At 45.4% G+C, this 23190-nt stretch carries 22 protein-coding genes; 17 read left to right on the top strand and 5 right to left on the bottom strand.

All coding sequences use genetic code 11. The features are described 5' to 3' along the window. Window positions 1-68 precede the first annotated feature (68 nt). From H3H32_RS08150 to H3H32_RS08135, 4 genes are all read left to right on the top strand, one after another. Window positions 69-998, top strand: coding sequence for a ring-cleaving dioxygenase (locus H3H32_RS08150; protein WP_182462221.1), 930 nt, complete (start codon window positions 69-71; stop codon window positions 996-998). Between the two features lie 322 nt (window positions 999-1320). Then, a complete protein-coding gene (locus H3H32_RS08145; protein WP_182462220.1) occupies window positions 1321-1794 on the top strand; it encodes a Dps family protein in 474 nt (157 codons plus the stop codon). 224 nt (window positions 1795-2018) lie between these two features. After that, window positions 2019-2912, top strand: a complete 894-nt coding sequence (locus H3H32_RS08140; RefSeq protein ID WP_182462219.1) for an AraC family transcriptional regulator — start codon at window positions 2019-2021, stop codon at window positions 2910-2912. Window positions 2913-3086: 174 nt separating this feature from the next. Beyond that, the gene (locus tag H3H32_RS08135; RefSeq protein WP_182462218.1) at window positions 3087-3620 is read left to right on the top strand and encodes a DsbA family protein; all 534 of its coding nucleotides are present in this window, start codon (window positions 3087-3089) and stop codon (window positions 3618-3620) included. 31 nt (window positions 3621-3651) lie between these two features. Here H3H32_RS08135 and H3H32_RS08130 read toward each other — a convergent pair whose 3' ends face one another. From H3H32_RS08130 to H3H32_RS08120, 3 genes are all read right to left on the bottom strand, one after another. After that, a complete protein-coding gene (locus tag H3H32_RS08130) occupies window positions 3652-5991 on the bottom strand; it encodes a tetratricopeptide repeat-containing sensor histidine kinase (RefSeq protein WP_182462217.1) in 2340 nt (779 codons plus the stop codon). An 80-nt stretch (window positions 5992-6071) separates the two neighbouring features. Continuing rightward, complete coding sequence (locus tag H3H32_RS08125) at window positions 6072-8360, bottom strand: tetratricopeptide repeat-containing sensor histidine kinase (protein WP_182462216.1); 2289 nt, start codon at window positions 8358-8360, stop codon at window positions 6072-6074. A 13-nt stretch (window positions 8361-8373) separates the two neighbouring features. Continuing rightward, window positions 8374-10434, bottom strand: coding sequence for a sigma 54-interacting transcriptional regulator (locus H3H32_RS08120; RefSeq protein WP_240543705.1), 2061 nt, complete (start codon window positions 10432-10434; stop codon window positions 8374-8376). Window positions 10435-10862: 428 nt separating this feature from the next. Between H3H32_RS08120 and H3H32_RS08115 the strand changes: the two genes are divergently transcribed. The 7 genes from H3H32_RS08115 (at window position 10863) to H3H32_RS38160 (ending at window position 15827) form a co-directional block, all read left to right on the top strand. Next, window positions 10863-11330 carry a nuclear transport factor 2 family protein gene (locus H3H32_RS08115; protein ID WP_182462215.1) on the top strand — a complete coding sequence of 156 codons (468 nt, stop codon included), beginning with the start codon at window positions 10863-10865 and terminating at the stop codon, window positions 11328-11330. A 16-nt stretch (window positions 11331-11346) separates the two neighbouring features. Continuing rightward, window positions 11347-12927 carry a Na+/H+ antiporter gene (locus H3H32_RS08110; RefSeq protein WP_182462214.1) on the top strand — a complete coding sequence of 527 codons (1581 nt, stop codon included), beginning with the start codon at window positions 11347-11349 and terminating at the stop codon, window positions 12925-12927. A 149-nt stretch (window positions 12928-13076) separates the two neighbouring features. Next, the gene (locus tag H3H32_RS08105; protein WP_182462213.1) at window positions 13077-13898 is read left to right on the top strand and encodes an alpha/beta fold hydrolase; all 822 of its coding nucleotides are present in this window, start codon (window positions 13077-13079) and stop codon (window positions 13896-13898) included. 261 nt (window positions 13899-14159) lie between these two features. Then, entirely contained in the window at window positions 14160-14390 is a 231-nt protein-coding gene (locus H3H32_RS37370; protein WP_240543704.1) for a molybdopterin-binding protein, read from the top strand. 1 nt (window position 14391) lies between these two features. Next, window positions 14392-14775: a molybdopterin-dependent oxidoreductase gene (locus tag H3H32_RS37365; protein WP_240543868.1), complete on the top strand. Its 384-nt coding sequence runs from the start codon at window positions 14392-14394 to the stop codon at window positions 14773-14775. Next, entirely contained in the window at window positions 14776-15516 is a 741-nt protein-coding gene (locus tag H3H32_RS08095; RefSeq protein ID WP_182462212.1) for a ferredoxin reductase, read from the top strand. A gap of 158 nt (window positions 15517-15674) precedes the next feature. Continuing rightward, window positions 15675-15827, top strand: a complete 153-nt coding sequence (locus H3H32_RS38160; RefSeq protein ID WP_374191875.1) for a recombinase family protein — start codon at window positions 15675-15677, stop codon at window positions 15825-15827. 892 nt (window positions 15828-16719) lie between these two features. Here the strand turns inward: H3H32_RS38160 and H3H32_RS08085 are convergent. Next, window positions 16720-17460: a LytR/AlgR family response regulator transcription factor gene (locus H3H32_RS08085; protein WP_182462211.1), complete on the bottom strand. Its 741-nt coding sequence runs from the start codon at window positions 17458-17460 to the stop codon at window positions 16720-16722. Between the two features lie 62 nt (window positions 17461-17522). Continuing rightward, window positions 17523-18491: a sensor histidine kinase gene (locus H3H32_RS08080; RefSeq protein WP_220472613.1), complete on the bottom strand. Its 969-nt coding sequence runs from the start codon at window positions 18489-18491 to the stop codon at window positions 17523-17525. A gap of 192 nt (window positions 18492-18683) precedes the next feature. Here H3H32_RS08080 and H3H32_RS08075 point away from each other — a divergent pair, with 192 nt between their 5' ends. The 6 genes from H3H32_RS08075 to H3H32_RS37360 all read left to right on the top strand — a co-directional run bounded on the left by H3H32_RS08075 (window position 18684) and on the right by H3H32_RS37360 (window position 23184). Continuing rightward, complete coding sequence (locus tag H3H32_RS08075) at window positions 18684-19490, top strand: hypothetical protein (RefSeq protein ID WP_182462210.1); 807 nt, start codon at window positions 18684-18686, stop codon at window positions 19488-19490. Between the two features lie 38 nt (window positions 19491-19528). After that, window positions 19529-20686 (top strand): acetyltransferase domain-containing protein, encoded by a 1158-nt coding sequence (locus tag H3H32_RS08070; RefSeq protein WP_182462209.1) that lies wholly within the window; start codon window positions 19529-19531, stop codon window positions 20684-20686. Between the two features lie 68 nt (window positions 20687-20754). Beyond that, window positions 20755-21183 carry a VOC family protein gene (locus tag H3H32_RS08065; protein ID WP_182462208.1) on the top strand — a complete coding sequence of 143 codons (429 nt, stop codon included), beginning with the start codon at window positions 20755-20757 and terminating at the stop codon, window positions 21181-21183. Beyond that, window positions 21180-21557 (top strand): nuclear transport factor 2 family protein, encoded by a 378-nt coding sequence (locus H3H32_RS08060; RefSeq protein ID WP_182462207.1) that lies wholly within the window; start codon window positions 21180-21182, stop codon window positions 21555-21557. The genes H3H32_RS08065 and H3H32_RS08060 overlap by 4 nt, the downstream gene beginning before the upstream one ends. Before the next feature lie 201 nt (window positions 21558-21758). Then, window positions 21759-22784, top strand: a complete 1026-nt coding sequence (locus H3H32_RS08055; protein WP_240543703.1) for a hypothetical protein — start codon at window positions 21759-21761, stop codon at window positions 22782-22784. Then, window positions 22747-23184: a carboxylesterase family protein gene (locus tag H3H32_RS37360; protein ID WP_240543702.1), complete on the top strand. Its 438-nt coding sequence runs from the start codon at window positions 22747-22749 to the stop codon at window positions 23182-23184. The genes H3H32_RS08055 and H3H32_RS37360 overlap by 38 nt, the downstream gene beginning before the upstream one ends. Window positions 23185-23190: the final 6 nt, after the last annotated feature.

The raw sequence follows: 23190 nt of genomic DNA, 5'->3' as shown, positions 1-23190 counted from the left end.
GCAATTAGAATTAGGTAAATCGTTTACGCAGAATCCGCTTATTGATTATTGAAATAGACTAAACAGGTATGGACAACCGAATTTTAGGACTTCATCACATCACGGCAATTGCCAATAACGCTCAACGGAATTATGATTTTTATACCCATGTGCTGGGATTACGGATGGTAAAAAAGACCGTCAATTTTGATGATCCTGGCACCTATCATTTCTACTATGGCAACGAAAACGGAACGCCCGGCACCATCCTTACCTTTTTTCCCTGGGAAGGCATTGGGCCAGGTATAAACGGGGTAGGTATGGCGACCGAAATCGGCTATTCAGTACCACCCGGCAGCCTGGATAACTGGGCAGGACGATTCAGGGAGTTCGGGGTGTCAATGGGGGAACAAGCCGAGCGATTTGGCCAAACCTATCTGCCCTTTACCGATCCGGATGGACTCTCAATTTCGTTGATTCAGCATGCAGATGAGCGAACAGCCTGGGAAACGGAAGATATTAAGCAGGATATGGCAACGCAGGGCTTTCATAGTGTTACACTGAGCCTACAAAAAATTGAAGCGACCGCCCGAGTCTTAACCGATATTTTTGGCTATACTTTACAAGCGCAGGAAGGCAATCGGTATCGGTTCAGTACGGATGCTATTTCCACAGCCTCAATTGTTGATTTACTCGAAGAACCAACTGGGGTTATTGGCCGAAATGCCGCAGGAACCAAGCATCACGTTGCCTTCCGGGTCGCCAATGATACCATCCAGATGGAATTTCGGGAGAAAATTCTAAGCAAGGGGTTGCAGATAACCCCAAAAATTGATCGGGATTATTTCTTCTCCCTTTATTTCCGCGAACCAGGTGGGGTTTTGTTTGAAATCGCTACCGATAACCCTGGCTTTACCGTCGACGAACCGTTGCAGGAACTGGGCAGTCACCTAAAACTCCCGAAGCAGTACGAATCCTCTCGGGAGCGTATTGAAAAGTCTCTTCCTATGTTAACGTGAATTATGGATAAAATCTGGATTTATTAGCTGATTTTTAGCTATTTATAGTATTGTTTTTTGTCATCCCGACGCCAGGAGGGATCTTCGGCAAACGGTTACTTACCGAAGATCCCTCCTGGCGTCGGGATGACAAAAAACGAGTATCATGCTATTTGTAAATCGGTCATAATTCACGTTATGTTAACATCACAATGAGTATGATGTATTCGACGCCTATAAAACGGCAACCAATCCGAACACCATTCCGGCGGAAATAATGAAAACCACCTCTAACGATTAGCAAATCAGTCTCAATTTTCCATTCATTTTAAAACCACCATTCATGAAAACCTCAATAGGTATCTCGGCTGAAAACCGGGAAGTTGTTGCCCATCAATTAGCCAAACTACTGGCTGATGAGTTTGTGCTGTACACCAAAACGTTAAACGCGCACTGGAATCTGGAAGGCATGGACTTCCATTCGGTTCATCTGTATTTCGAAGAACTTTATAATCAGTCGGCCGAGATTGTCGATGACGTAGCCGAACGCATTCGCCAGTTAGGGCACTACGCGCCTGCCACACTGAAAAATTTTCTCCAACTCACCCACCTGACGGAACAGGATGAGGATGGCAATGACAGCCGTAGTTTGATCAAAAAACTGCTGAATGACCATGAAAGTATCATTGACTTCATCCGTGCCAATATTGATGAGTTCGCCGAGGCCCATAAAGATGCAGGCACGAGTGACTACATTACCGGCCTGATGGAGAAGCACGAAAAAATAGCCTGGATGCTACGAGCGCATCTTAAGTAGCGATACAGCGGAACAGTAACTCCAAAGTCTACCTCCAAATAGTATGGACTCTCCAGTTTATTTGGAGGTAGACTTTAAAACTTACAAATAGACAAATATCTGATAATCATTAATTTAACTTAATTTTTACTGGTAGTAGTAAGGCGTTTCCAGATTGGCATTTTATTGGTATAGTAGTTCATAGTGGTTGATTCCATACACCTCCATCCAGAACTACTACCCTTATGAAACGTAACATCCAACATGAACTCCTGACTATTCAACTCCTTGAAACTAGCCAATGGTCTTACCCCATTCATGACCATAATCACTTTGAATTAATCCTGATTCGGAAAGGAAGTGGTCAGCACATAATTAATGGCAATCGATTTTCTTACCAGGCTGGCGATGTGTTTTTACTGGGACCTTTAGACAACCATTATTTAGTAGTCGACCAAAAGACCTGTTTTTGCTGTCTCTCCTTCACGGAGCTGTACATGGGCAGGTTAACCACACTAGGAACTGATTCCTGGTTACAGATAAGGGAAAGAGGCCAAACCACAACTCAGCATCTAGCGGGTAGTCTAATTACCGATCCTACAGAGCAGCAAAATCTGAATGCGCTGGTCGACATAATTTTAGCGGAACAGAACAACCTTCGGCAACTGGTTTCTAATCAAATCGTTGAGACACTGATGAAAACGATTTTGAGTTTAATTGATCGCCAGTTGGTTGAGCACCAGGGAGTCAGATCATCCAGCGTAATGGCGGCTTCACTTATGCAGCGAATTGGTACGTACATCAGCCATCATATAACGATGCCCGATCAGCTACGAATGGACAGGATAGCCGATGCATTCAACTACTCTCAAAGTCATTTGTGTGCGCTGTTTAAGCAACAGGCTGGCGAATCGATCAATCAGTATATTATCCGCTATAAGCTTCAGCTCGTTGAAACCAGGTTACGACTCAGTAGTATGAGTATCTCGCAGATTGCAGATGAATTTGGCTTTACTGATATCTGCCATCTTAATAAACTCTTCAAACGGTATTATCAAACGACGCCCACGGAATATCGACGACGCCTACTCGTACCAAGCCGCGTCAGAAGTAGCTATTTACAATCTTCCTTGAGTTAGTCAATTGCCTTATCCGATCTCTAGGAGTAGGGTTGTTTACAGTAGGTCAGGTGCATTTTCTGAGTTGAAACCAGTATGTCGCTTGGCAGAACGAATTCTCACGAGTTTAACTCATTGCTATCTTTATGGACGCTTCGCTTAACTTAATGGAAACTGGCCCTGTAACAGGTGCAGTTGAACTGGTCGAATTCGGGGATTGCTTATGCTACAGGAGCCAGGAAATTCGAAAGGTTATTGGCTCCATACTGGATCAGTTCAAGGGGGCACCCGATTGTCTATTCCTACCGTCACTTTCCTGATCTGGCAAGTGATCAATCGTTACTAGCTGCCGTGGCCACCGAAGCGGCAAGACGACAAGGAAAATTCTGGCCAATGTATTCAGCTCTATTTACCCAACCGCTCATTAATTGCGCTTCCCTGATAGGATTGGCATCAGCACTAGAATTAGAGCAGATCCAGTTTCTGCACGATTTGTTGGATGATCAACTATACAACCAGATCAAAACTGACTGGCGGCTAGGTCATTTGTCTGGTGTTCGCTCTTCGCCCACATTGTTCATTGGCGGGCAGCAATTTCACGGTAAACTCACGCAGGCTCGTCTTGCTCCTATCATTCAGTTTCACCTGAACCACTTTAGGCCATCCGTTCTAAATGTTGTCGATCAGAAAGGCGGGCTTGTGCATTGGAGTAGGAACGAATTTGGCTGATAGCCATTTCTTTACATGAGCAATGCTTTTATTAGGTACTAGCTAGACCTGTCAATCCAACTTTTTCTTCAGTAAATAGCAGACTAATCTCCACACCTGAATCCTGATTGATCTGAAGCTTTCCGCCAAGTTGTTTACTGAGCCCTCGAATTAGGCTCATGCCTAACGTACGACTTCGGTTGGGGTTTAAATCGGGGGGGAAGCCAATCCCATTATCACTGATCGTGAGTCGATATATCTGATTAGTCAACTTAACAAGCTCAATGCTAATGGTTCCTTTTTGACCGGCAGGGAAGGCGTACTTCAACGAATTGGTAACGACTTCATTGAGGATAAGGCCAAGTGGAACCGCCAGAATAACATCCAGATTGATTGGCACGACGGCTATTTTTTTCAGGACAGAATCCTGCCGGGCAAACGTTACCAGTAAGTAATCAACGATATCCTCGATATACTCAGCCATCGGAATCGTTGCCAGACGATCTGACTGGTAGAGATTTTGATGGATTAAGGCCATCACATGTACCCGGTTCTGACTCTCCTGAATGGCTGAAAGCGCGGCTTTGTCTTTCAAATAAACCCCTTGCGAATGGAGTAAACTCGTAATAATCTGTAGATTGTTTTTAACCCGATGGTGAATCTCTTTCAGCATCCACTCTTTTTCCTCCAGCAGGTCTTCCTTTTCTTTCAGCAGCGTATCTTTCTCGTTCAGGATCGATTGAAGGGATTCATTTTTTTGGTTGATTTCCAGCTGTTTAGCTTCCAGCAGTTTATTACTTTGTTGTTTTAGGCGGTACTGATTATAGCTTATACCCAGTAAGCCTAAAAGTAGCATTGCGCCTGCCAGTATACCATTGCGCATCGTCTCCCCTTTTTCCAGTTCAAGCTGCTGACGCTGAATTTGTTGTTCTTTTTGGGCCGTAGCATTTCGAACTTCCAGCTCCGCAAACTGCCTTGATTTAGTTTCGTTAAAAAGCGAATCATTTAACGCTTTATGCTGGCGAAAATGGCGAATGGCCGATAGGTAATTCCCCTCCGTGGAATCGACTTTAAAGAGCATAAAGTGAATATCCTTTAGCGTGGATGGGGCGTTTTTCTGGGGCGAAAAAGCGAGTGCTTTTCGCAAATAAAATCCCGCTTTTTTATAATCGTTATGATTCAGGTAAAATTCGCCGACCTCTTTGGGGGCTTTCTGTGCCATTTCAAAATCATTCCCCGATTGACTATACCAGCCAATTGCCTCTAGATAGTATTTCTCGGCCTGCTTATACGTACGCAAATCATCATAACAATACGCAAATGTTTGGGCAATACACCCTCGTTGAATGTTTGTAACGGGAGGAATTTCTTTAATAAGGTTTACAATTAAACGAAGGGCTTCCGGTGTTTTGTGGTGCTTGATCAAATCCTGTACAATCAGGCTTGCCGAATAATACAATGAATAGTTTGGTAGCTTTCCCAGTCGCCATTGCTGAAGCGTTTTTTTGAACCAGTAAATGCTTTGTTCCTGTTTTCCCAGCTCCATATAAACTTCAGCAATAGTTCCATAAAAGCTGGCGGCAGCCAATGTATCCTGGGTTCTGTTCATACTTTCCAGGCATTGAAACGAATAAAAAAGGCCTTTCTCAAAATTTCCTTTTAACCGACTAACACTAGCTAACCAACTATAGACGTAATGAAGTTTAGCATAGTTGATCGCTTTATACCGGTGCAAAACAGTCAGAAATTCGCCTTCAGCTACATCCAGCTCTCCCAGATCCGCATGGAGACCGGCAATCTGCTCAACCATCTGAATTTCTTTTTCTGGATTCTTCAGTTCTTTATAGATAGATGCTGCCTGGCGATATTGAGCAATTGCCAGGGGATAATTCCGGGTGATGTACCGCTGAGCAGTGGCGAATCTGTAGTGGGCGTCGGCTTCGGTTTCTTTATCTCCTGTTTGTTGGCAGTCAGTAATTAGTTTAGAAAAAATAGCCCTTGTCATCTTAAAATCTCCCCGCTCTATATAGGCAATGGTCAATAGACATTCTGACTGGTGCTTTTCTTTTACCTGGTGCAACGCATTACTTAACTCTTCTGCCTGCTGTAAATAGCGTATCGCACTGTCTAAATCAGTTTTTACCTCACCCGCTTTGTATATCTGAAATTTACCAAGTTCAAGTAGCGTAGAAAGTCGGGTTGTATCGGCTGTATTTTTTTGCAACCTGGTCATTAGCTGATTAGCCATGTGCCGGGTAATGTTTTGCGCTAAAGCAGGTAAAGGCGCTACCCATTGGCAACCAATCACCAATATGCATAAACAAGCGATTCTTGCCGAATGCTGGCCCATTAACTTATTAATTCGCGGCAAAAGAAATAGCTTGGTAGACATTACATGAGTTCGATAAAATCTGATGGCAACGCACGTAATTTTACGCTGGCTACTAATTCACGGTACACCTAATTAAAAAGTTAAGCGTCAACCAAATCCGGCTGCACGACTTTTTCTGCCGTAAAGGTCAGACTAATTTGAACGCCATTGAGTTGGCTAATTTGCAGCTCCCCGCCAAGTTGTTTGCTAAGCCCTCTTATCAGGCTCATGCCCAGTGTACGACTTCGGGCTGGATTCAAATTCGTTGGTAAGCCAATGCCATCATCGCTGATTAACAGCCAGTAACACTTATAATCCAGTTGTTTAAGTTCCACTTGAATGGCTCCACTCCGATCGGGAGGAAACGCATATTTCAACGAGTTCGTGATGGCTTCATTGATGATCAGGCCCAGCGGAACGGCCAAGGTAACATCCAGATCGACGGGAGTTACGATAATCTGTTTTTTAATGCTGGCATTTTGGTCAAATGTACCCATAAGGTAATCAACGATCTCATTGATATATTCAGCCATCGGAATGCTGGACAATCGATTGGATTGATACAGTTTCTGATGGATCAAGGCCATGGCATGCACCCGGTTCTGACTTTCGCGAATAGCCGCCAACGCTGCCTGATCTTTAAGAAAAGTAGACTGTGAATGTAGCAGGCTGGTAATTATTTGCAGGTTGTTTTTAACCCGGTGATGAATCTCCCGAAGCATCCATTCCCGTTCGCGTAGTAAGTGCTCCTGATCATGGACGGCTTTTTGAAGGGATTCATTTTTTTGGTTGATCTCCAGTTGCTTGGCTTCCAGGAGTTTATTGCTTTGTTGTTTGAGGTGATACCGGTTATAGCTAAGCCCCAACAGTAAAATCAACATGATGGTACCGGCAACAATACCATTTCGAATGGTTCGTGCCTGTTGTAATTGCGTTTGCTGCAATAGGCTTTGCTTCGTCAGGGCTTGAATACTCTGCTGGCTTACTTTTAAATTCTGGTCTTTCTTTTCGCTTTCAAACTCAATTTCTAATTGGGCAATCTGTCGGCTTTTCGTGGTGTTTAATAAGGAGTCCTGTAAAACTTTATAGCGTTCGTAATGCCGAATGGCTGGAAAGTAGTTAGCCTGGGTCGAGTCCAGTTTGAACCATTGTAAATGATTTTTGGCCAGCGCCATAATAGACCCATTTTGCTGGCACCGTGCTTCGTTGATCGCCAAATAGCGACGTGCCTGCTGAAACTGCCTGCTTTGGATAAAAAAGTTGATAACCGCCTGATAAATCCGGGCGCGTCCTAAACTGCCTATCCCCTTGTTGGCCAGTAAATCTAATGTCTTATCGCAGTACGCCTGGGCTTGTTTAAATTGCCCTAACTCGGCATAAATTGCCACCAGTCGAAAGTCGACTAAAAGCTCACTTTCGGCAGTTGTTGGTGGATACTGCTGGGATTTTTGCCGTAAAAAATGGAGGGCCTCTCTGGGTTTATGTTGCTGAAGAAGTAAATCAGATAAGTTACCCACCAGGTGAAGAATATAGGCGTTATTGTTGTGTTTTAAGGCAATTGCCAGCGATTTCTGGAAATAGATTTTTGCCTGTTTATACTGGCCCATTCCGTAATACGTAAGCCCAACCCGGTTGTAGATAGTACAAAGTGTCAGCGAACTATCCTGCGCGGCTTCAGCGGCTCGAACGGCCAGTAGGCCATAAGCCAGGCCTTCTTTGTAATCACCAAGTTTGGCCGATACGAAGCCGAGCAGATCATACACCGTAGCTAAATCGGTGTGGCCAATGGTACGAAATAACGTAAGTGCACTTTGTAATTCGCTCAGGGCTAAGGCATAATGTTCCTGTATTTGGTGGAGATCGGAAAGCTCTTTATACAAGTCAGCCATTTTCACTTTATCATCGGCCTTTGTAAAATAACTTAACGCTTTTTCATAAAATAGAATCTTCTGAGGTAGCTCGTTTCCTTCAAGCGTAAAAAAACGCGCCTGGTTCATGTACACATAGCCTAGCTGGTTCCACTTTTTAGCGCGTAAAAAATACTCAATGGCTAGTTGAGCATATCGCTTAGCCTTAGGGCTGTCTCCTTTTTCCAGCCAGATCAGGAATAAGGTATACGCAGCCTCTCCCTGGCAGGCGGAGTAATGCAGCGATTGAGCTAATCGGCTGCTTTGTAGACTCATTTGTAGCGCTGTATCTAAATCATGCGCTGTTTCTCCAGGTTTAAGGACGTAGCATTGACTCAACGCAAGTAATGCGTTCACGCGATGGGTATCCGCTTTGCTAGCGTTGACTACTCGCCGTAAGCTGTCAATCTGGTAGGTTGCCCATTGGGCTTTAGTCGATATCGCGACTAGCATCCAAATAGCCAGGAAAATGTACTGCTTCATGAGTCCCAGCGCCTTAATTAATCCCAGATGAGGATCCTGGTGGTTGAGCGGAAAGCACTTTTCGAATCCCCAGTTTTTCCATTCGATATTCAAGTGTTGTCGGCTTTAAGTTCATCAATTCAGCGGCTCCACCATTCCCCCGAATTCGACCGTTTGTTTGTTTTAGAATGGCCAGAATGTATTCCCGTTCTGTTTCCTGCTGAATCTGTTTAACGTCCTGTAAATCCTTTGGGGCTGAATTCCCTGGTTTAAAACTGGCATCTGAGTGAATCACAGGACTTGATAAAGTCGTGGAAAATAGGCTGTTGATCAATGGGCGGCCCAAGGTCAGCGGTGATTGGCCATCATTAATAATGACGGCCTGTTCAATCACATTTTCCAACTCCCGAATATTACCTGGCCAACTGTAATTGATTAGCTCATTTAATACCGTTTCACTGATACCGTGAAACGGCCTGCCTAGTTTACGGGCAGATCGCTGGGCAAAAAATTGGGCCAGCAGGGGTATATCACCCGGTCGTTCTCGTAAGGAGGGTAAGGTAATTGGAAACGTAGCTAATCGAAAGTACAGATCCATCCGAAAACGCCCTTCGGCTACTTCTTTTTCCAGATACCGGTTTGTTGCGGCTACGACGCGCACATCCGTTTTTATGGGGATCTTCCCTCCCACTCGTTCGATCTCTTTCTCCTGAAGTACACGCAGTAGTTTGGCCTGTAATTCCAACGGCATCTCGCCAATTTCATCCAGAAAAATAGTTCCTCCCTGCGCCAGTTCAAACTTGCCAATTCGCTTTTCAAAAGCGCCGGTAAACGCGCCTTTCTCATGGCCAAAAAGCTCCGATTCGATCAGGTTAGCTGGTAAAGCCGCACAGTTGATTTTAACCAGAATCTTGTCTTTCCGGGATGACAGGTTATGCAGCGCGCGGGCAATTAACTCCTTTCCAGTCCCACTTTCGCCTAATATAAGCACCGTCGTGTTGGTATTGGCAACCTGGGTAACCTGGTCAAAAACGCGCAACAGTCGTTGGCTACGACCAATGATCTCTTCAAAATTGGCTAATGTTTTTACCTCTTCCTGTAGGTAGTTGTTTTCCCGTTTGAGTTGCTCACTAAGTCGGGCCACTTCCTCGAAAGCAAGAACCCGCTCCAGCATCAAGACAATCGGTTGTTCTAGCCGCTCCAGTAGTCTAAGATGCCCGGATAGGTAAGCATCGGGCTTTCGACTCAGAAACGAGATAAAGAACGTGTCCACTAGTCCCACGTTCAGCGGCATGACCATGGCCGATTCAAGTCGGAAGTTTTTTGCCAGGAATTGGCATAAGCGAGATTGTTCACAGAAGGTAGGAAAGGTTTCTTCAGTATACCGTACAGGACCAGGAATGACAGCTCCCATTTCAACCAGTAGCAGGTGGTCGGGAGTTACATTCGTCAGTTGCTGGATATCAGCCAGGTTAATGATCTGATACTCGTCAAAGCCGACCCGATAGTAATTAAATAGCTTGCTCGTACCTTTCTTTTGGTATTGGATCGATAAGAAATCGAAGGGTACTAGTGACTGAAGTATCATCGCTGCATTCAGCAGTTTTTGCTCCCAACTTCCGGGAGCCGACAGGGCATCGGTCAGGGCAATTTGAAGAGCCTTTTCTTCCCGAAGTTTCATTTCTACGCTGTGCGCGTGACGATAGCGACTGATTTCCAGCGCAGTAAGAATATCTTTTTCCCGGAACGGTTTAACAATGTAGCCAATGGGCTGCGTGGCTTTTACGGCTTCCAGCACACTCTTATTATCGTTGGCCGATATATAAATAAACGGAATGCTGAGTTCCTCCAGCTGCTTGGCCAGATCAATGCCGGTTTCTTTTCCCTTCAGGTAAATGTCCAGTAAGACGATATCTGGTTTTTCCTGATCCATAAGCGCTAAGGCCTCGGCAACGGAGTCAGCAACGCCGATAACGGGGTAGCCTGCCTCACTCAGAATCAGTTCCAGATCATTGGCGATAATGTATTCATCTTCAACAATTAAAATCTTGCAGGATAAGGCCGAGGAAAGAGAAGGGTTACCAAGTGGTTGCATAGTCTGGATTGGTTAGAGGATAGCCTGCATAGACCGCATTTCCATCGGCTTACAAGAATTATTCCCATTCATGCTCGAGTTTGCCTGGGTGGGTATACAAACTCGTTTCTTAATTCTGTTAAGGGCTCAGAATAAGGAGAAACTAGGTGGTAATGGACTATAATTTACTGCGAATGATCCCTTTCTTCACTAGAGACCACCCTTCATCAGTAGATCATTAACTACGGAAAATACTGAAAACTCCAGATTTTTTGGAGTTCTCCAAAATAAAAAATGAGACTTCCCGAATCGACAAAACCGCTTGAGGTTTCCTTTCGGTTGACAATGAGGAAATTGATTCCGGGTCAATTCCTATTTTTTGACTAGTTCGATGGCTGGCACTTGCCTTGATAGATGGTCCTGGCAGGTAGTTTACCTATCTTATTACTATGGCCAATCCCAAGCAACTTATCGACATTGCTTACAGTGTTTTTGCGGACAATAATTTAAGTCGGATACTGCCCGTACTGGATGAAAAAATCGTGCTTTATATTGCTCAATATGGCCCTACTGGACGTGAATATCAGGGGAGAAGTGGCTTTTTAGCCATGATGTCAGAGCTATACACAATCTGTGAAGACCTGCGGGTGCATTCGCTTATCGATTTCACCCCGGATGATGATCAGCATCCAGATTCGATCATCACGACTGGCTTTTTTGAGGGTAAACTATTGATAGACAACGAACCGTTTAGTTTACCTTTTGTGCACACCTGGTACGTGAAGGCTGACCGAGTAGTTGAATTACGGGCTTTTTATTGGGATTCTGCCCAACTCTTCTACCGAATCCAGCAAGGTGTTAATGGACCTGATTTCCCGTCAAATGGACAACATCGTTCCAGTAATGGTACCCACTAAACCCTAGGCCCAGCCCATGCATCCACTTGAAACGGTTCTTCTGCTGCTGATTTTTGTGATTGGACTGGCGCTGATCGCCCGACGGCTCAACCTGGTCTTTCCGATATTGCTAACGGTTGGCGGTCTTATTATTGGTTTCATCCCCGGTTTGCCGAACGTTGGCCTGGACTCATCGGTCGTTCTCCTGGTTTTCTTACCCCCTATCCTATACAGTGCTGCCTGGTACACGAACTGGAGCGACTTTCGCCGAAATTTAGAACCTGTTGTGGTGCTTGCTTTGGGCCTGGTGCTGGCAACCAGTATCGGTATTGCGTATGTAGCCAACTGGCTTATTCCAGGCTTTACGTTGGCGACAGGCTTACTGTTAGGCGCTATCGTTTCGCCTTCCGATGCCGTTGCCGCTACAGCGATCATGAAGACACTGGCGGTTCCCCGAAAAATAGTCGCCATCCTGGAAGGCGAAAGTCTGGTTAATGATGCCACGGCTTTAGTGATCTTTCAGTTGGCACTAGCGACCATGAATTCGGGGAGTTTTTCCTTAACGGACTCCCTGCTGGAATTCATCCGGTTAGCGGGGGGAGGTATTGGGACAGGACTCGTTATTGGTTATCTATCGTTCTGGCTACACAAATACGGAAATCTTGAGGCCGCCCTGGAAACGGTACTGACGTTTGTGACGGCTTACTCGGCCTATATAGCAGCCGAACACCTCCATGTAAGTGGGGTACTAAGTGTAGTTACAGCGGGCCTGTTACTAGGCCATAAGCAATCGATGGTACATAGCCCAACCACGCGGATGCAGGCAGTTGCAGTCTGGGATTTTGTGGTTGTGCTCCTGAATGGCCTGATCTTTATTTTAATAGGCTTGCAGTTGCCGCACGTGGTAGCCTCCATAAAAGGTCAGTCATTAGGGCAGCTTGTTTGGTTTGGGTTACTCATCAGTTTAACGGCCGTCGTAATTCGCTTTCTGGGCATTTTTCTGGCCGATACGGTTTCTACCCGGATAAGAAAGGTATGGCACCTGCCTCCCGTATTTCCTTCGTTCAAACACACAACCTTATTAGCCTATATCAGCATGCGAGGTATTGTCTCACTGGCCGCTGCTTTATCGATCCCAGAGCGGCTGCCTAATGGCCTTCCCTGTCCAGGCCGAAATCTAATCCTATTTATTACGTTTTGTGTGATCCTGTTTACCCTGGTCGGACAGGGAAGTCTACTGCCTGTTGTTATTCGAGCTTTACACTTTGGGCAGCAGTCCACCGATTACCTTTCCCGACGGGAAATTCGCAAAAGGCTTTCTAAAAAAGCGCTGGCCATGATTCATCGCGTAGTCAGTAAAGAAGGACTTGTTGGAGACACAGTTCAGGAAATCATCGACCGGCATCAGGAGCGCGTTGACGAGCTTGACCGGGGCGATTCTGAGAAGACTCTATCTCAGCATCAACTCAGCCAGAAACTGACACTATCCTCCATTCAGGCGCAGCGGTCTGAGTTATTGGCCTTACGGGATGATCAACTAATCGATGTCGACTTGTTTCATGAATTGGAGAACGAGCTGGATCGGGAAGAGATTCAGTTGAAAGTCATCGACTCTTAGAAACCGCGGTTGCAATCCTTTCTTTTTACTGCAAAACCATCTGTTTTTACTGCCTGCCTCAACCGTTCCCCCAGTAGGTTTGTACCGACAAAAAACGAAGAATACTTATCGCTAACTTTCAATTACTCTCAACATTTAATCCAAAAACCATGAGCAAGTTCACTGTAAAAGACGGTACCGAAATTTATTACAAAGATTGGGGAACGGGTCAACCAATCGTTTTTCATCACGGCTGGCCTTTATCCAGCGATGATTGGGACGCACAAATGATGTTTTTTGTAAGCAAAGGATTTCGCGTTATTGCCCACGATCGCCGGGGTCATGGTCGTTCGACCCAAACATCTGAAGGCCATACCATGGAAACGTATGTAGCTGATGTGGCAGAACTTATGGAGTTTCTTGATATCAAAGATTCAATTCATATTGGCCACTCAACGGGTGGTGGTGAAGTGATTCGGTATGTAGCTAAACATGGTCAGGGCCGGGTAGTAAAAGCCGTTTTGATTAGTGCGGTTACACCCCTCATGGTTCAAACAGAAACGAATCCAGATGGTATTCCGATGTCGGTATTCGATGAAATACGGGAGGGTACGGCTACCCATCGGCCTCAATATTTCCAGGATTTTACCTTACCATTTTATGGCTACAATCGGGAAGGAGCCAAGGTGTCACAAGGCATCCGGGATAATTGGTGGCGCCAGGGAATGATGGGTGGCATCAAAGCCCACCACGACGGCATTAAAGCGTTTTCCGAAACGGATTTTACCGAAGACCTGAAGAGCGTAGATATTCCGGTTTTGGTATTGCATGGTGAGGATGACCAGATCGTTCCATTCCCTATTTCAGGTGCAAAGGCTATTAAACTGTTGAAAAATGGGAAGCTGATTTCGTATCCAGGCTTTCCACATGGCATGCCCACCACCGAAGCAGCCACCATTAATGCGGATATCCTGGCTTTTATTAAAGCGTAACTGATCTATAGCTTTAGCTACTACCTCACCAAAAAGCTGCCATTCGAAATAATGACAGCTTTTTGGTGATTGATCATGTTAAAGTTAAAAGTGATATTTGTGTATATTGGCTGGATAAAATGGGGATTGGAGACGTTTAGAGGCATCGTACTCGGTATGTCAGTAAACAAAAAGCCGACCTGAAATCGTCGCTGATCTGATAGTATTACCAATCATTATATCACTAAAAGGTAATCTGTTTCTTCAAAAAAGTAATCCAGTATGCCTCCATTTTTCAATCGGGGATTTGGTCGTAAGCACCCCGCCCCCAACGCCGAACGAATCCCCCCCGGCCAGTATGAAACGGTTGACTGGCCCGTACTTACGGCTGGCCCAACACCACGTCCGGCCCTGTCGTCCTGGACTTTCTCATTAGATGGACTAGTCGAATCCCCCACTAAATGGTTCTTGGGAGCAATTTACCAGTTTACCTCAGCAGTCATTTACGAGTGACATCCACTGCGTGACCAAGTGGACAAAACTGGATACCCACTGGCAAGGCGTTAGTATTGAAACCTTGCTGGAACACGTGACCCTCAAGCCAGAAGCTCGTTACGTCATGGCCTATTCCTATGGCGATTACACCACCAACATTCCGCTGGAAGACCTCCGACACGGGAAAGCATTTATTGGTCTGAATTTCGAGGAAAAGCCACTCGCAGCTGAGCATGGTGGACCTGCTCGATTAGTCGTCCCTCACCTTTATTTCTGGAAAAGTGCCAAATGGATCACCGGATTACGTTTTATGGAACATGACCAGCCTGGTTTCTGGGAGCGGGGTGGGTATAGTATGTATGGAAATCCCTGGACCGAACAGCGTTACCGAAGCGACGATTAGATGGCTCGAATTCAATGGCAGCTAGGGGAAGTAACCGATATTATTCAGGAAACGCCCCGTGTGAAGACCTTTCGCCTTAAATTGCCTCAGTGGATCGCTCATTTGCCAGGGCAACATTATGATCTGCGGCTGACGGCAGAAGATGGTTACCAGGCCGAACGTAGCTACTCAATTGCATCAGCTCCAGAGCAAACGGGGCAAATTGATCTGACCGTCGAATTGATGGATGATGGCGAAGTATCGGGTTATCTACACGAAGGCGTTCTAGTTGGTGATTTTCTTGAAGTGCGCGGCCCCATTGGCGGTTATTTTGTCTGGCATGATGAAATGGCCAATAGACCCCTGCTTTTGGTTGGTGGAGGTTCAGGGGTAGTGCCCTTAATGGCTATCCTGCGTCATCGCTATCTGATTGGAGGAAATTGTCCGACTCGGCTTATTTATAGTATTCGAACTCCGGAAGAAACCATTTATCAGGCCGAATTAGAAAAGCTGGCTAAACAAGATGATACATTCACGCTTGTATTAACCTTCACCAGGCAAACTCCTCACGATTGGACGGGTTACCATCGTCGAGTCGACAGGACGATGCTACAACAAGAAGTTAGCCAATTTACAGAACCACCCGTTTGCTTTATTTGCGGCCCTACACAATTAGTCGAATCAGTTGCTAACGAGTTGGCAGAGCTGGGATTGGTGCCAACTGACATCTACACTGAACGATTTGGTCCTACGGGAAGCTAAATCTGGCTCAACCAAAAAATCAACTGGACCTTTCTGAAAGGGCTAAGAATTTCTTTGATGAAGGTCCTCCAAAGTGTTTACTCTTAGCTGCCACACGTGCGTCAAAAAGCTATTTTCAAGTAGGCCGCCAGCACGACCCGAATTAAGCCACCCAGCGGCTGGGCCGCTCCTTAAATCATTCAACCGAGATCGTGACTCAGTTAGCCGATCAACATGTTGGTTTAGTCAGTCTGAACGATCCTATTGATACAACCACAGCCCAGGGCCGACTTGTTTTTCGATTTTTTGCTAGTCTAGCAGAGTTCGAATGAGAGGTGATACGAGAGCCAACATTGGCCGGACTTGCTTCCACCCGCCGACGGGGTTAAAAATTTGGACGTTCGAAAGGACTAACCAAAGCGGATGAGCAAAAAGCCTGAATTGCCGAAAGCCTATACAAAGAAGCCAAATACTCCGTGGAACAAATCGCACGAGAGCTACACATATTTAAAACAACTTTTTATAAGTACCTCTGCATACGAGGGGTAAAAATTGACTCTGCAGACCCTAATGCAATAGTTATAAATTAGGATCGACTTAGCGGCACAAGTATTTAAGTAGTTAAGCCAGTTTAAATTGGATATTTTCCTGTATTTCTAATGATTAACTTACTAAAATTAATCAAATAGGTTGAGCCATATTGTTTGAAAATTTGCAGGATCGCTTTTTTCAATGTCAACCACGTTTTGTAATGAGTTTTATCCAGCCATTTATACTTGTAAAATCGCCATAAAATTTCAATTGGATTTAGGCTTTATCGATCAGTTGGGTGTGAGTGGTATTCGTGGTACTCAAAATGAGTCACTATTTTCTTAAAACTCTTTCCAGAATGATTTAAGAGTAGACCTTGACATTTTTCACTAAAATCAGTTTAATGATGATGTGTTGCGCCTTCTCGCAAGGTCACCCGCTTACTTTCGGTCAATTCAAGGTACTTTTCTTTTCGGCTCATGAGGCTAAGATAATTAATCTAACCTTATTTTGAGAAATTACTTAGATTGACTCAGATAGGGTGTCAGTTGTTTTAGATTGGTCACCAAAATCAACATATTTTGAGAGTACACAACTTAGAGTCTCAATCTGTTTTTTTAATATAATCAGGTGACAGGCGAACTGGATTGTACTGACTGTCATCCCAGGCTAAGAATCATTAGTGATCTAACATTAATAGACGTCGGTTTTAAAGGCGGGTAAGCCGACATTGTCAACTTGGATCTTTCGAAAAAAGGCACCTTTATATAACCGGCCCAGCGGAAGTGTTTGGGTAACTAGTTTCACCTGATCTGCGTTGTAACTGAGGAGTTTGTCCCAGGCAATAATAAACGATTTGTGCACCCGAATGAACTTGTCGTCAGGGAGTTTTTCCGCCATGTACCCTAATTTTTCTGACACTACGTAGGTCTTTTCGTTCGTGTGCACCTTTATGTAATCAACAAGCCCCTCAATGTAAATAATGTCCTTCAGGAAAATTTTTAGTTGATCCCGGCCAACCTTAAAAAACATATACATCTTCTCATAACGACTGGCAATCTGGGAAGCTAACTCAGGGCTGTTTTGAGAATGCAGGTACTTTGAAATGGCTCGTAGGAATCGGTCCTGGGTGATCGGTTTAACCAGATAATCTAAAACATCCAGGTCAAAAGCCGTAGCCGCATACTCCCGGTAGGCCGTCGTTAGAATAACCTTCGGGCTGATCTTTACCGATCGTACCAAATCAAGACCTGACATTCTTGGCATCTGGATATCAATGAAGGCCAGGTCAACCGGATTTTTCTGCAAAAACGTGAACGCATCGACCGCATTGTCGAAGGAGCCTAAAACATGAAAATCGGTCAGTGTTGACAGGTGATGAATAAGTAGCTCCCTGGCCGGTGCTTCATCGTCAACGAGTAAGCAGTTCGTCATTTGTCAAGAGTTTAATCGTCAAACTAATCAGGTATGAATGCGGCTCGTCAATAATCGTTAGCTCATGCGCATCGGGATAGAGCAATGTCAGTCTTTTTTTTTACATTCGACAAGCCAATTCCCCCTAGTGTGGATACCGGGATTGGGCCTTGTTCGTCCTTACTGTTGGCGATCTTAATCGAGAATTGACCGGGCTGTCTGGACATATCGATCCGAATCCAGCTAAATCCTGGCGAGCAAGCCACGCCATGTTTAAAACTGTTCTCCACCAGAGGCAATAAGAGCAACGGAGCGATCTGGATTTCATCGATGGAGGAATATCTATTAATCGACACGTCCAATTTGGGACCGTATCTGTTTTTTTGTAGTTCGATATAATGTTCGATATAGGAAATCTCCGTTGCTAAAGGCACCATTGCCTGCGTTGATTCATATAAATTATACTCCAGAAAACCCGATAGATGTGCAATCAGCGATGCCGTTTCTGGACTGCTTTTTAAGGCCGTCGAATAAATATTATTTAACGTATTGAACACAAAATGGGGCTGAACCTGCGCTTTAAGCAGCTCCAGTTCGGCCGTTGTTTTCTGCTGCACCAATTGGTGTACGCGAAAGCGTTCCTCATACCACGATCGGATAAAATAATACAAAGCATATAAGCCGGTTATCGTGTACAGGTTAACTACCTCGACCAGCATTTTTCCGGCCGAAAGAAATGGCATATGCTGGGCTTGGGGAAAGTATTTCGGATAAAGAAGATAATAATTGATGTACCGCCTGACCAGGAGCAAGAAAAGCGAGCAGAGAATCAAGTACATCCAGTATTTTGCCTGGCTGGTTTCGGCCAACCGCTTCTTTATCAGAAAATGAACGGTCAGCCACGAAAAGAGGAAGGCGACCGGCAAAGCCATACAGGCGTTGATAAAGTAGTTGTTATAATTGCCATACAGCGACGCCAGGCCTAGCCATTGATAGAGGAAATATAGCCCCCAGAAAACAGCATTAAACGCAACCTCTCTAGTTAATTTCATGAGTTGGCCCTCCCAAACGAAGGTAAGCATTTGGACGGTCGTTGATCGACTGCAGTACCCGATTTTCGATCAACGACCTTTTTTGTCGGTGAACGGTGTATACCGATGAATTGGGTTGTGTACAGACAATAAGCCTGGGCGAAAAGACTTGTTTCTACTTTTGAGCTTCCATCCAGTAACGCCCAGATCACGATGAAACAACTAGTACAGATTGGCAGGTCTTTCTACGCGATCGCACTTTTTGTGTATGGTTGTCAACAAATTTATTTTGGGAACTTCCGGGATGTCTTTTTTTCGGTCTATCAGCAGCACCTTCCGTTCCTGAAGGTGTTCGCTTGGCTCTTCGGACTTTATCTGATCATCACCGGCATTTTACTGGTTCTACCCAGCGTCGGCAAAAAAGCGGCTCTCCTGCTGGGAGCTGTCTGGCTATCACTGCTCTTAGGAACTCATATGACCTACGAGCTTATCTCAGAACCCAATAAACTGTATCACTTAGGCTTGTGGACGGCACCCTTGAAGGAACTGGCTCTGGCTGGAGGGGCCTTTGTGATCGCCTACTCGTTTGAGACGCCACTAACGGGCAGGCTTGCGGTTTTAGAAAAAATCATGCCCTATGGCAATCTGTTTTTCCTCTACACCATAACCAGCTTTGGCATCTCACACATTATTTATGCTGATTTTCTGGCCAATACCGTTCCCGACTGGATGGCCAACCACCTGTTTTGGATCAATCTGACGGGCATCGCCTTAATTGCTTCCGGCATCGCCATTATCCTGGGCATACGAATCCGGATCATCGCCCTGTTACTCTCGCTGATGATCTTTTTGTGGTTTTGGCTGGTCCATGTCCCAGGCGCCCTGTCGAACCCAGTCGCCAATCGGGGAAATCTATTGGCCAGTGCGTTTGATGCGCTGGCATACAGTGGGGTGGCCTTACTGATTGGTCTCACCATGAAACAGCAGAAATGGGTGGAGGACATCGAACGTTGGCGATGATTCACAACCGCGGATTGATCAGAGAACTACCAGTTATCATGAAGAGAAACAACAGTATTGATGTTATGCGCGGTCTGGTCATGATCATTATGGCCCTGGACCACGTTCGGGATCTTTTACATACCACCTCGTTATCGCAGTCGCCTACGGACCTGACGACCACAACACCGGCGTTATTTTTTACCCGATGGGTCACATATTTATGTGCACCGACCTTCGTATTTCTTTCCGGAACTTCTGCTTTTCTGTCCATGAACGCTAAACAGGATCTGGTCGCTACAAGGCGCTTCCTGCTGTCAAGGGGCATCTGGCTGGTGGGGCTAGAGTTCAGTGTGGTCAATTTCGGCATGTGGTTCGACCCCCATTTCGATGTCCTGATCCTTGAGGTAATTGCGACTATTGGAATTGGCTTTCTGATTCTCAGTGTTTTGTTAAAATTACCTCCTCGAACGATCGGGCTGATTGGCGGACTGATAGTCGCTCTTCATGGGTTAATCACCTTGATTCCGGTTCCAGAAAACTTGCTTTTAAAAGTGCTGAGATCTCTTTTCTCACCAATGGTTTTCCCATATGGTACTGGGAAACTCCTTTTTGTCGCCTATCCGCCAGTTCCCTGGCTCGGCATTATGCTGATCGGTTACGGTGCCGGTCGTTTTTTTGAGTCAACTGAACAGAGCCAACGAAGGATTTTTCTGAAGACAGGATTACTATCGCTAGGCTTATTTAGCCTCTTAAGAGGGATGAACCTATATGGAGATCCGGTCAACTGGTCTTCACAAAAGAATAGGCTATACTCGTTTCTATCGTTCATCAACGTGACTAAATATCCTCCCTCGCTGCAGTTCTGTCTCCTTTTTCTGGGGATCATGTTTCTCATTCTTTCCCTGGTACAAGGTATAAATAACCGTTGGACAGGTATTGTGCGTGTGTATGGAAAAACACCCCTGTTTTATTTCCTGGTGCACTGGTATTTGATTCACCCGCTCGTTTTTGTCATGGTCTTCCTGCAAGGATTCAAAAGCTCTGATCTGGTATTCGGCTTTAATTTCGGTCGACCAAAAACTGGCAGCGGCATTGACTTATGGGCTGTTTATTTGATTTGGCTCTTCATTGTCCTGATGATGTACCCGCTTTGTAAATGGTATGGAGCTTATAAAGAGCGGCACAAAGAACAAACGTGGCTCCGCTATCTATGATTGATAATCCGTTCGTTAAACGCAGTTATTTATACCTAACTAACTCATTAACAAATCTGAAACAGACCATGATCCATTGCACCCCTTTTCTCTTATTTGATGGCAGTTGTGCCCAGGCTATGAGCTTTTACCAGCAATGTCTGGGTGGCGAGTTAACCCTGACCAAATTGGGGGATACACCCATGAAGGATCAGTTTCCTGTCGAGAAACACAGCCGTATTATCAATGCGCAGCTAAAAAGCGGTGCTATCGATATTTCGGCTACTGACTGGATGGCTTCCCCTATCCTGGAGCCCAAATCGGGCAATACGGTTAGTCTGTTCCTGATTGGAGACTCTTATCAGGAACTCAAATCGGTTTATGCTAAACTGGCCGAAGGAGCTGATTCAGACAAACGAACGTTTCAGGAACTCCATTCAGTGCCCTTTGGCAGCTATGGTCAGTTTACGGATAAGTTTGGCGTTGGCTGGGTTTTTAAAGCAGACAAGGCCATATGAATCAAGAACAAGCCTATCAATTTGCCGATGAATGGATCAGTGCGTTTAACGCCCATAATCTTGCCGCTATTTTAGACCATTATGCTGACGAGCTGGCATTTTATTCGCCATTCATTCCGCTGCTAAAGTTCAATGAGTCAGGTTGTATTACCAGCAAGCGCGATCTGGAACGTTATTTTCAGCTTGGCCTGGCTACCTATCCCAACCTACATTTTACCCTACACAACGTTTTTGTTGGTATTAACACGCTGTCTATTTACTACACGTCAGTAAATGACCGGCTGGCTTGTGAAGTCTTTCAACTGGATAAGCAGGGAAAAGCCGAGGTCATCTTTTGTCAGTATGCTAAGGCTATATCCCATTGCGGGGATTAGCGTCACTCATTTACGTTACCCTATATTGGGAAGTAAAGCGAGTTAATCACCTTGTTATCAGCGTTCATATATAAAAGTCCCTTCGTCTCACTTGGGAGCGTTTTCAGATATGAACAAACTAGCTTGTTAGACTAGTAAATCTCAGCCTAGTAGACCTTTGGTTCTTATCTCCATTCGGGATTAGATCCGATAATTGGCTTGATGACTAAAGAGTTCTACCAAAGTGTTTGTTTTAGCTTAGGGCTCACCCTGGCAGTTGGTTTGTTTCAAAGCTGGCTCCATTTTCAGCGGGGCGTTGACCTATATAGGCTGGCTTCGTTTCGAAGCTGGTTTCTGGTTGGCGACGTCATTGGACTTATCACGGCCGTTCTACTACTGATCTATTATCATCATAAACAGTATAAGGCGACTTTCTGGGCTGGGATGCTAGCTACCGTAGTCTCTTCTGTCGTACTTGTTTACCTCCTTGTAGCAACACTGTATCCGATTCTGGGTCAATATTACAAGGGAGCTATCTTGCTGGGTATCATAACCTATCTGGTTTACGGTGCTACGCTGGTTTTGTCTCGCGCGAGCAACAGACCCTGGTTAAAAAGAACAGGAATTCTTTTGGTTCTAGTATATGGAGCTCAACTGGTAGTTCTGGTCTGGTTTATGAATGCGCCCCCTTACCCCCCAAATACCAAACTGGATTTAATTCAACAATGGCTATTCCTGCCCGAACGAGTTGTTCCAGTTCTGCTCCTGCTTAATTTTATTGATGAGTTGCGTAGAAGTGCTAGCCTCACAGTGCCCACCAGTTTATCCCCTGGCTTACTTACTGCCAAAGGTATGACTGTTATTCTCGCTATCTGTTCGGTGGTGCTTGGTATCCAACTACTCGGAGATAACTATAACCATACCCATGCGTCGGCCCGAGAAATCGCTTTGGCTCAGCCTTTTGAACAGGGAAAGTATATTAGCCCCCAGGGAGACACGTTGCTATACCGGCTTTTGAAACCGCTTTACTACGACCCCAGTAAACGGTACCCCCTGGTAATTGGCCTGCCTTACTCCTGCCGGTTAGACAATATTCGCCAGATTGATGCCTGTCCGATGGCAAAATGGTTAGCTACCGATGAAAATAGGAAAAAGTATCCTGCTTTTGTTTTGGTCCCCCGTTGTCCGCCCTATTCCGGCTGGGGGAGGGGTGGCGAATACTCCGTCAGTAGCTTCCCTGGCCATTGAAGCCATCCTTTCCCTGGATAAGGTCTACTCGATTGACCCCCAAAGACGCTATGTGTCGGGGGTATCACGGGGAGGATATGGGTCCTGGCATATGATTGGCGAACACCCCGAGTTGTTCGCGGCTGCCATTCCTGTCTGTGGTGAAGGTAATCCCGACCAGGCTCAACGTATGAAATCCGTTTCGGTTTGGGCCTTTCATGGAGCAAAAGACAGGAATGTGCCCGTTAGTGGTTCCCGAGACATGGTTCGTGCGTTGAAAAAAGCGGGCGGAACTCCTCGTTACACAGAGTATCCAGAGGCTGATCATAGTATTTGGGAGGAAGTCATCAAGACACCTGGCTTGCTGGACTGGTTATTCGCCCAAAAACAGGCGAATCAGCCAATAAGAGCTAAAATCTAAGGGGTT

It is taken from the genome of Spirosoma foliorum, assembly GCF_014117325.1.
GTDB lineage: Bacteria > Bacteroidota > Bacteroidia > Cytophagales > Spirosomataceae > Spirosoma > Spirosoma foliorum.
The sequence above is the reverse complement of the archived record's forward strand: the minus strand, read 5'-3'. Positions and strand labels throughout refer to the sequence as shown.

Bases quoted from the DNA above. Each gene is read 5' to 3' on its own strand.
- H3H32_RS08140 (WP_182462219.1), top strand. From the start codon at position 2,019: ATGAAACGTAACATCCAACATGAACTCCTGACTATTCAACTCCTTGAA.
- H3H32_RS08065 (WP_182462208.1), top strand. From the start codon at position 20,755: ATGATCCATTGCACCCCTTTTCTCTTATTTGATGGCAGTTGTGCCCAG.
- H3H32_RS08055 (WP_240543703.1), top strand. From the start codon at position 21,759: ATGACTAAAGAGTTCTACCAAAGTGTTTGTTTTAGCTTAGGGCTCACC.
- H3H32_RS37370 (WP_240543704.1), top strand. From the start codon at position 14,160: ATGCCTCCATTTTTCAATCGGGGATTTGGTCGTAAGCACCCCGCCCCC.
- H3H32_RS08115 (WP_182462215.1), top strand. From the start codon at position 10,863: ATGGCCAATCCCAAGCAACTTATCGACATTGCTTACAGTGTTTTTGCG.
- H3H32_RS08105 (WP_182462213.1), top strand. From the start codon at position 13,077: ATGAGCAAGTTCACTGTAAAAGACGGTACCGAAATTTATTACAAAGAT.
- H3H32_RS08095 (WP_182462212.1), top strand. From the start codon at position 14,776: ATGGCTCGAATTCAATGGCAGCTAGGGGAAGTAACCGATATTATTCAG.
- H3H32_RS08110 (WP_182462214.1), top strand. From the start codon at position 11,347: ATGCATCCACTTGAAACGGTTCTTCTGCTGCTGATTTTTGTGATTGGA.
- H3H32_RS08150 (WP_182462221.1), top strand. From the start codon at position 69: ATGGACAACCGAATTTTAGGACTTCATCACATCACGGCAATTGCCAAT.
- H3H32_RS08085 (WP_182462211.1), bottom strand. From the start codon at position 17,460: ATGACGAACTGCTTACTCGTTGACGATGAAGCACCGGCCAGGGAGCTA.
- H3H32_RS08130 (WP_182462217.1), bottom strand. From the start codon at position 5,991: ATGTCTACCAAGCTATTTCTTTTGCCGCGAATTAATAAGTTAATGGGC.
- H3H32_RS08145 (WP_182462220.1), top strand. From the start codon at position 1,321: ATGAAAACCTCAATAGGTATCTCGGCTGAAAACCGGGAAGTTGTTGCC.
- H3H32_RS08070 (WP_182462209.1), top strand. From the start codon at position 19,529: ATGAAGAGAAACAACAGTATTGATGTTATGCGCGGTCTGGTCATGATC.
- H3H32_RS08060 (WP_182462207.1), top strand. From the start codon at position 21,180: ATGAATCAAGAACAAGCCTATCAATTTGCCGATGAATGGATCAGTGCG.
- H3H32_RS08120 (WP_240543705.1), bottom strand. From the start codon at position 10,434: ATGCAACCACTTGGTAACCCTTCTCTTTCCTCGGCCTTATCCTGCAAG.
- H3H32_RS08125 (WP_182462216.1), bottom strand. From the start codon at position 8,360: ATGAAGCAGTACATTTTCCTGGCTATTTGGATGCTAGTCGCGATATCG.
- H3H32_RS08080 (WP_220472613.1), bottom strand. From the start codon at position 18,491: ATGAAATTAACTAGAGAGGTTGCGTTTAATGCTGTTTTCTGGGGGCTA.
- H3H32_RS08075 (WP_182462210.1), top strand. From the start codon at position 18,684: ATGAAACAACTAGTACAGATTGGCAGGTCTTTCTACGCGATCGCACTT.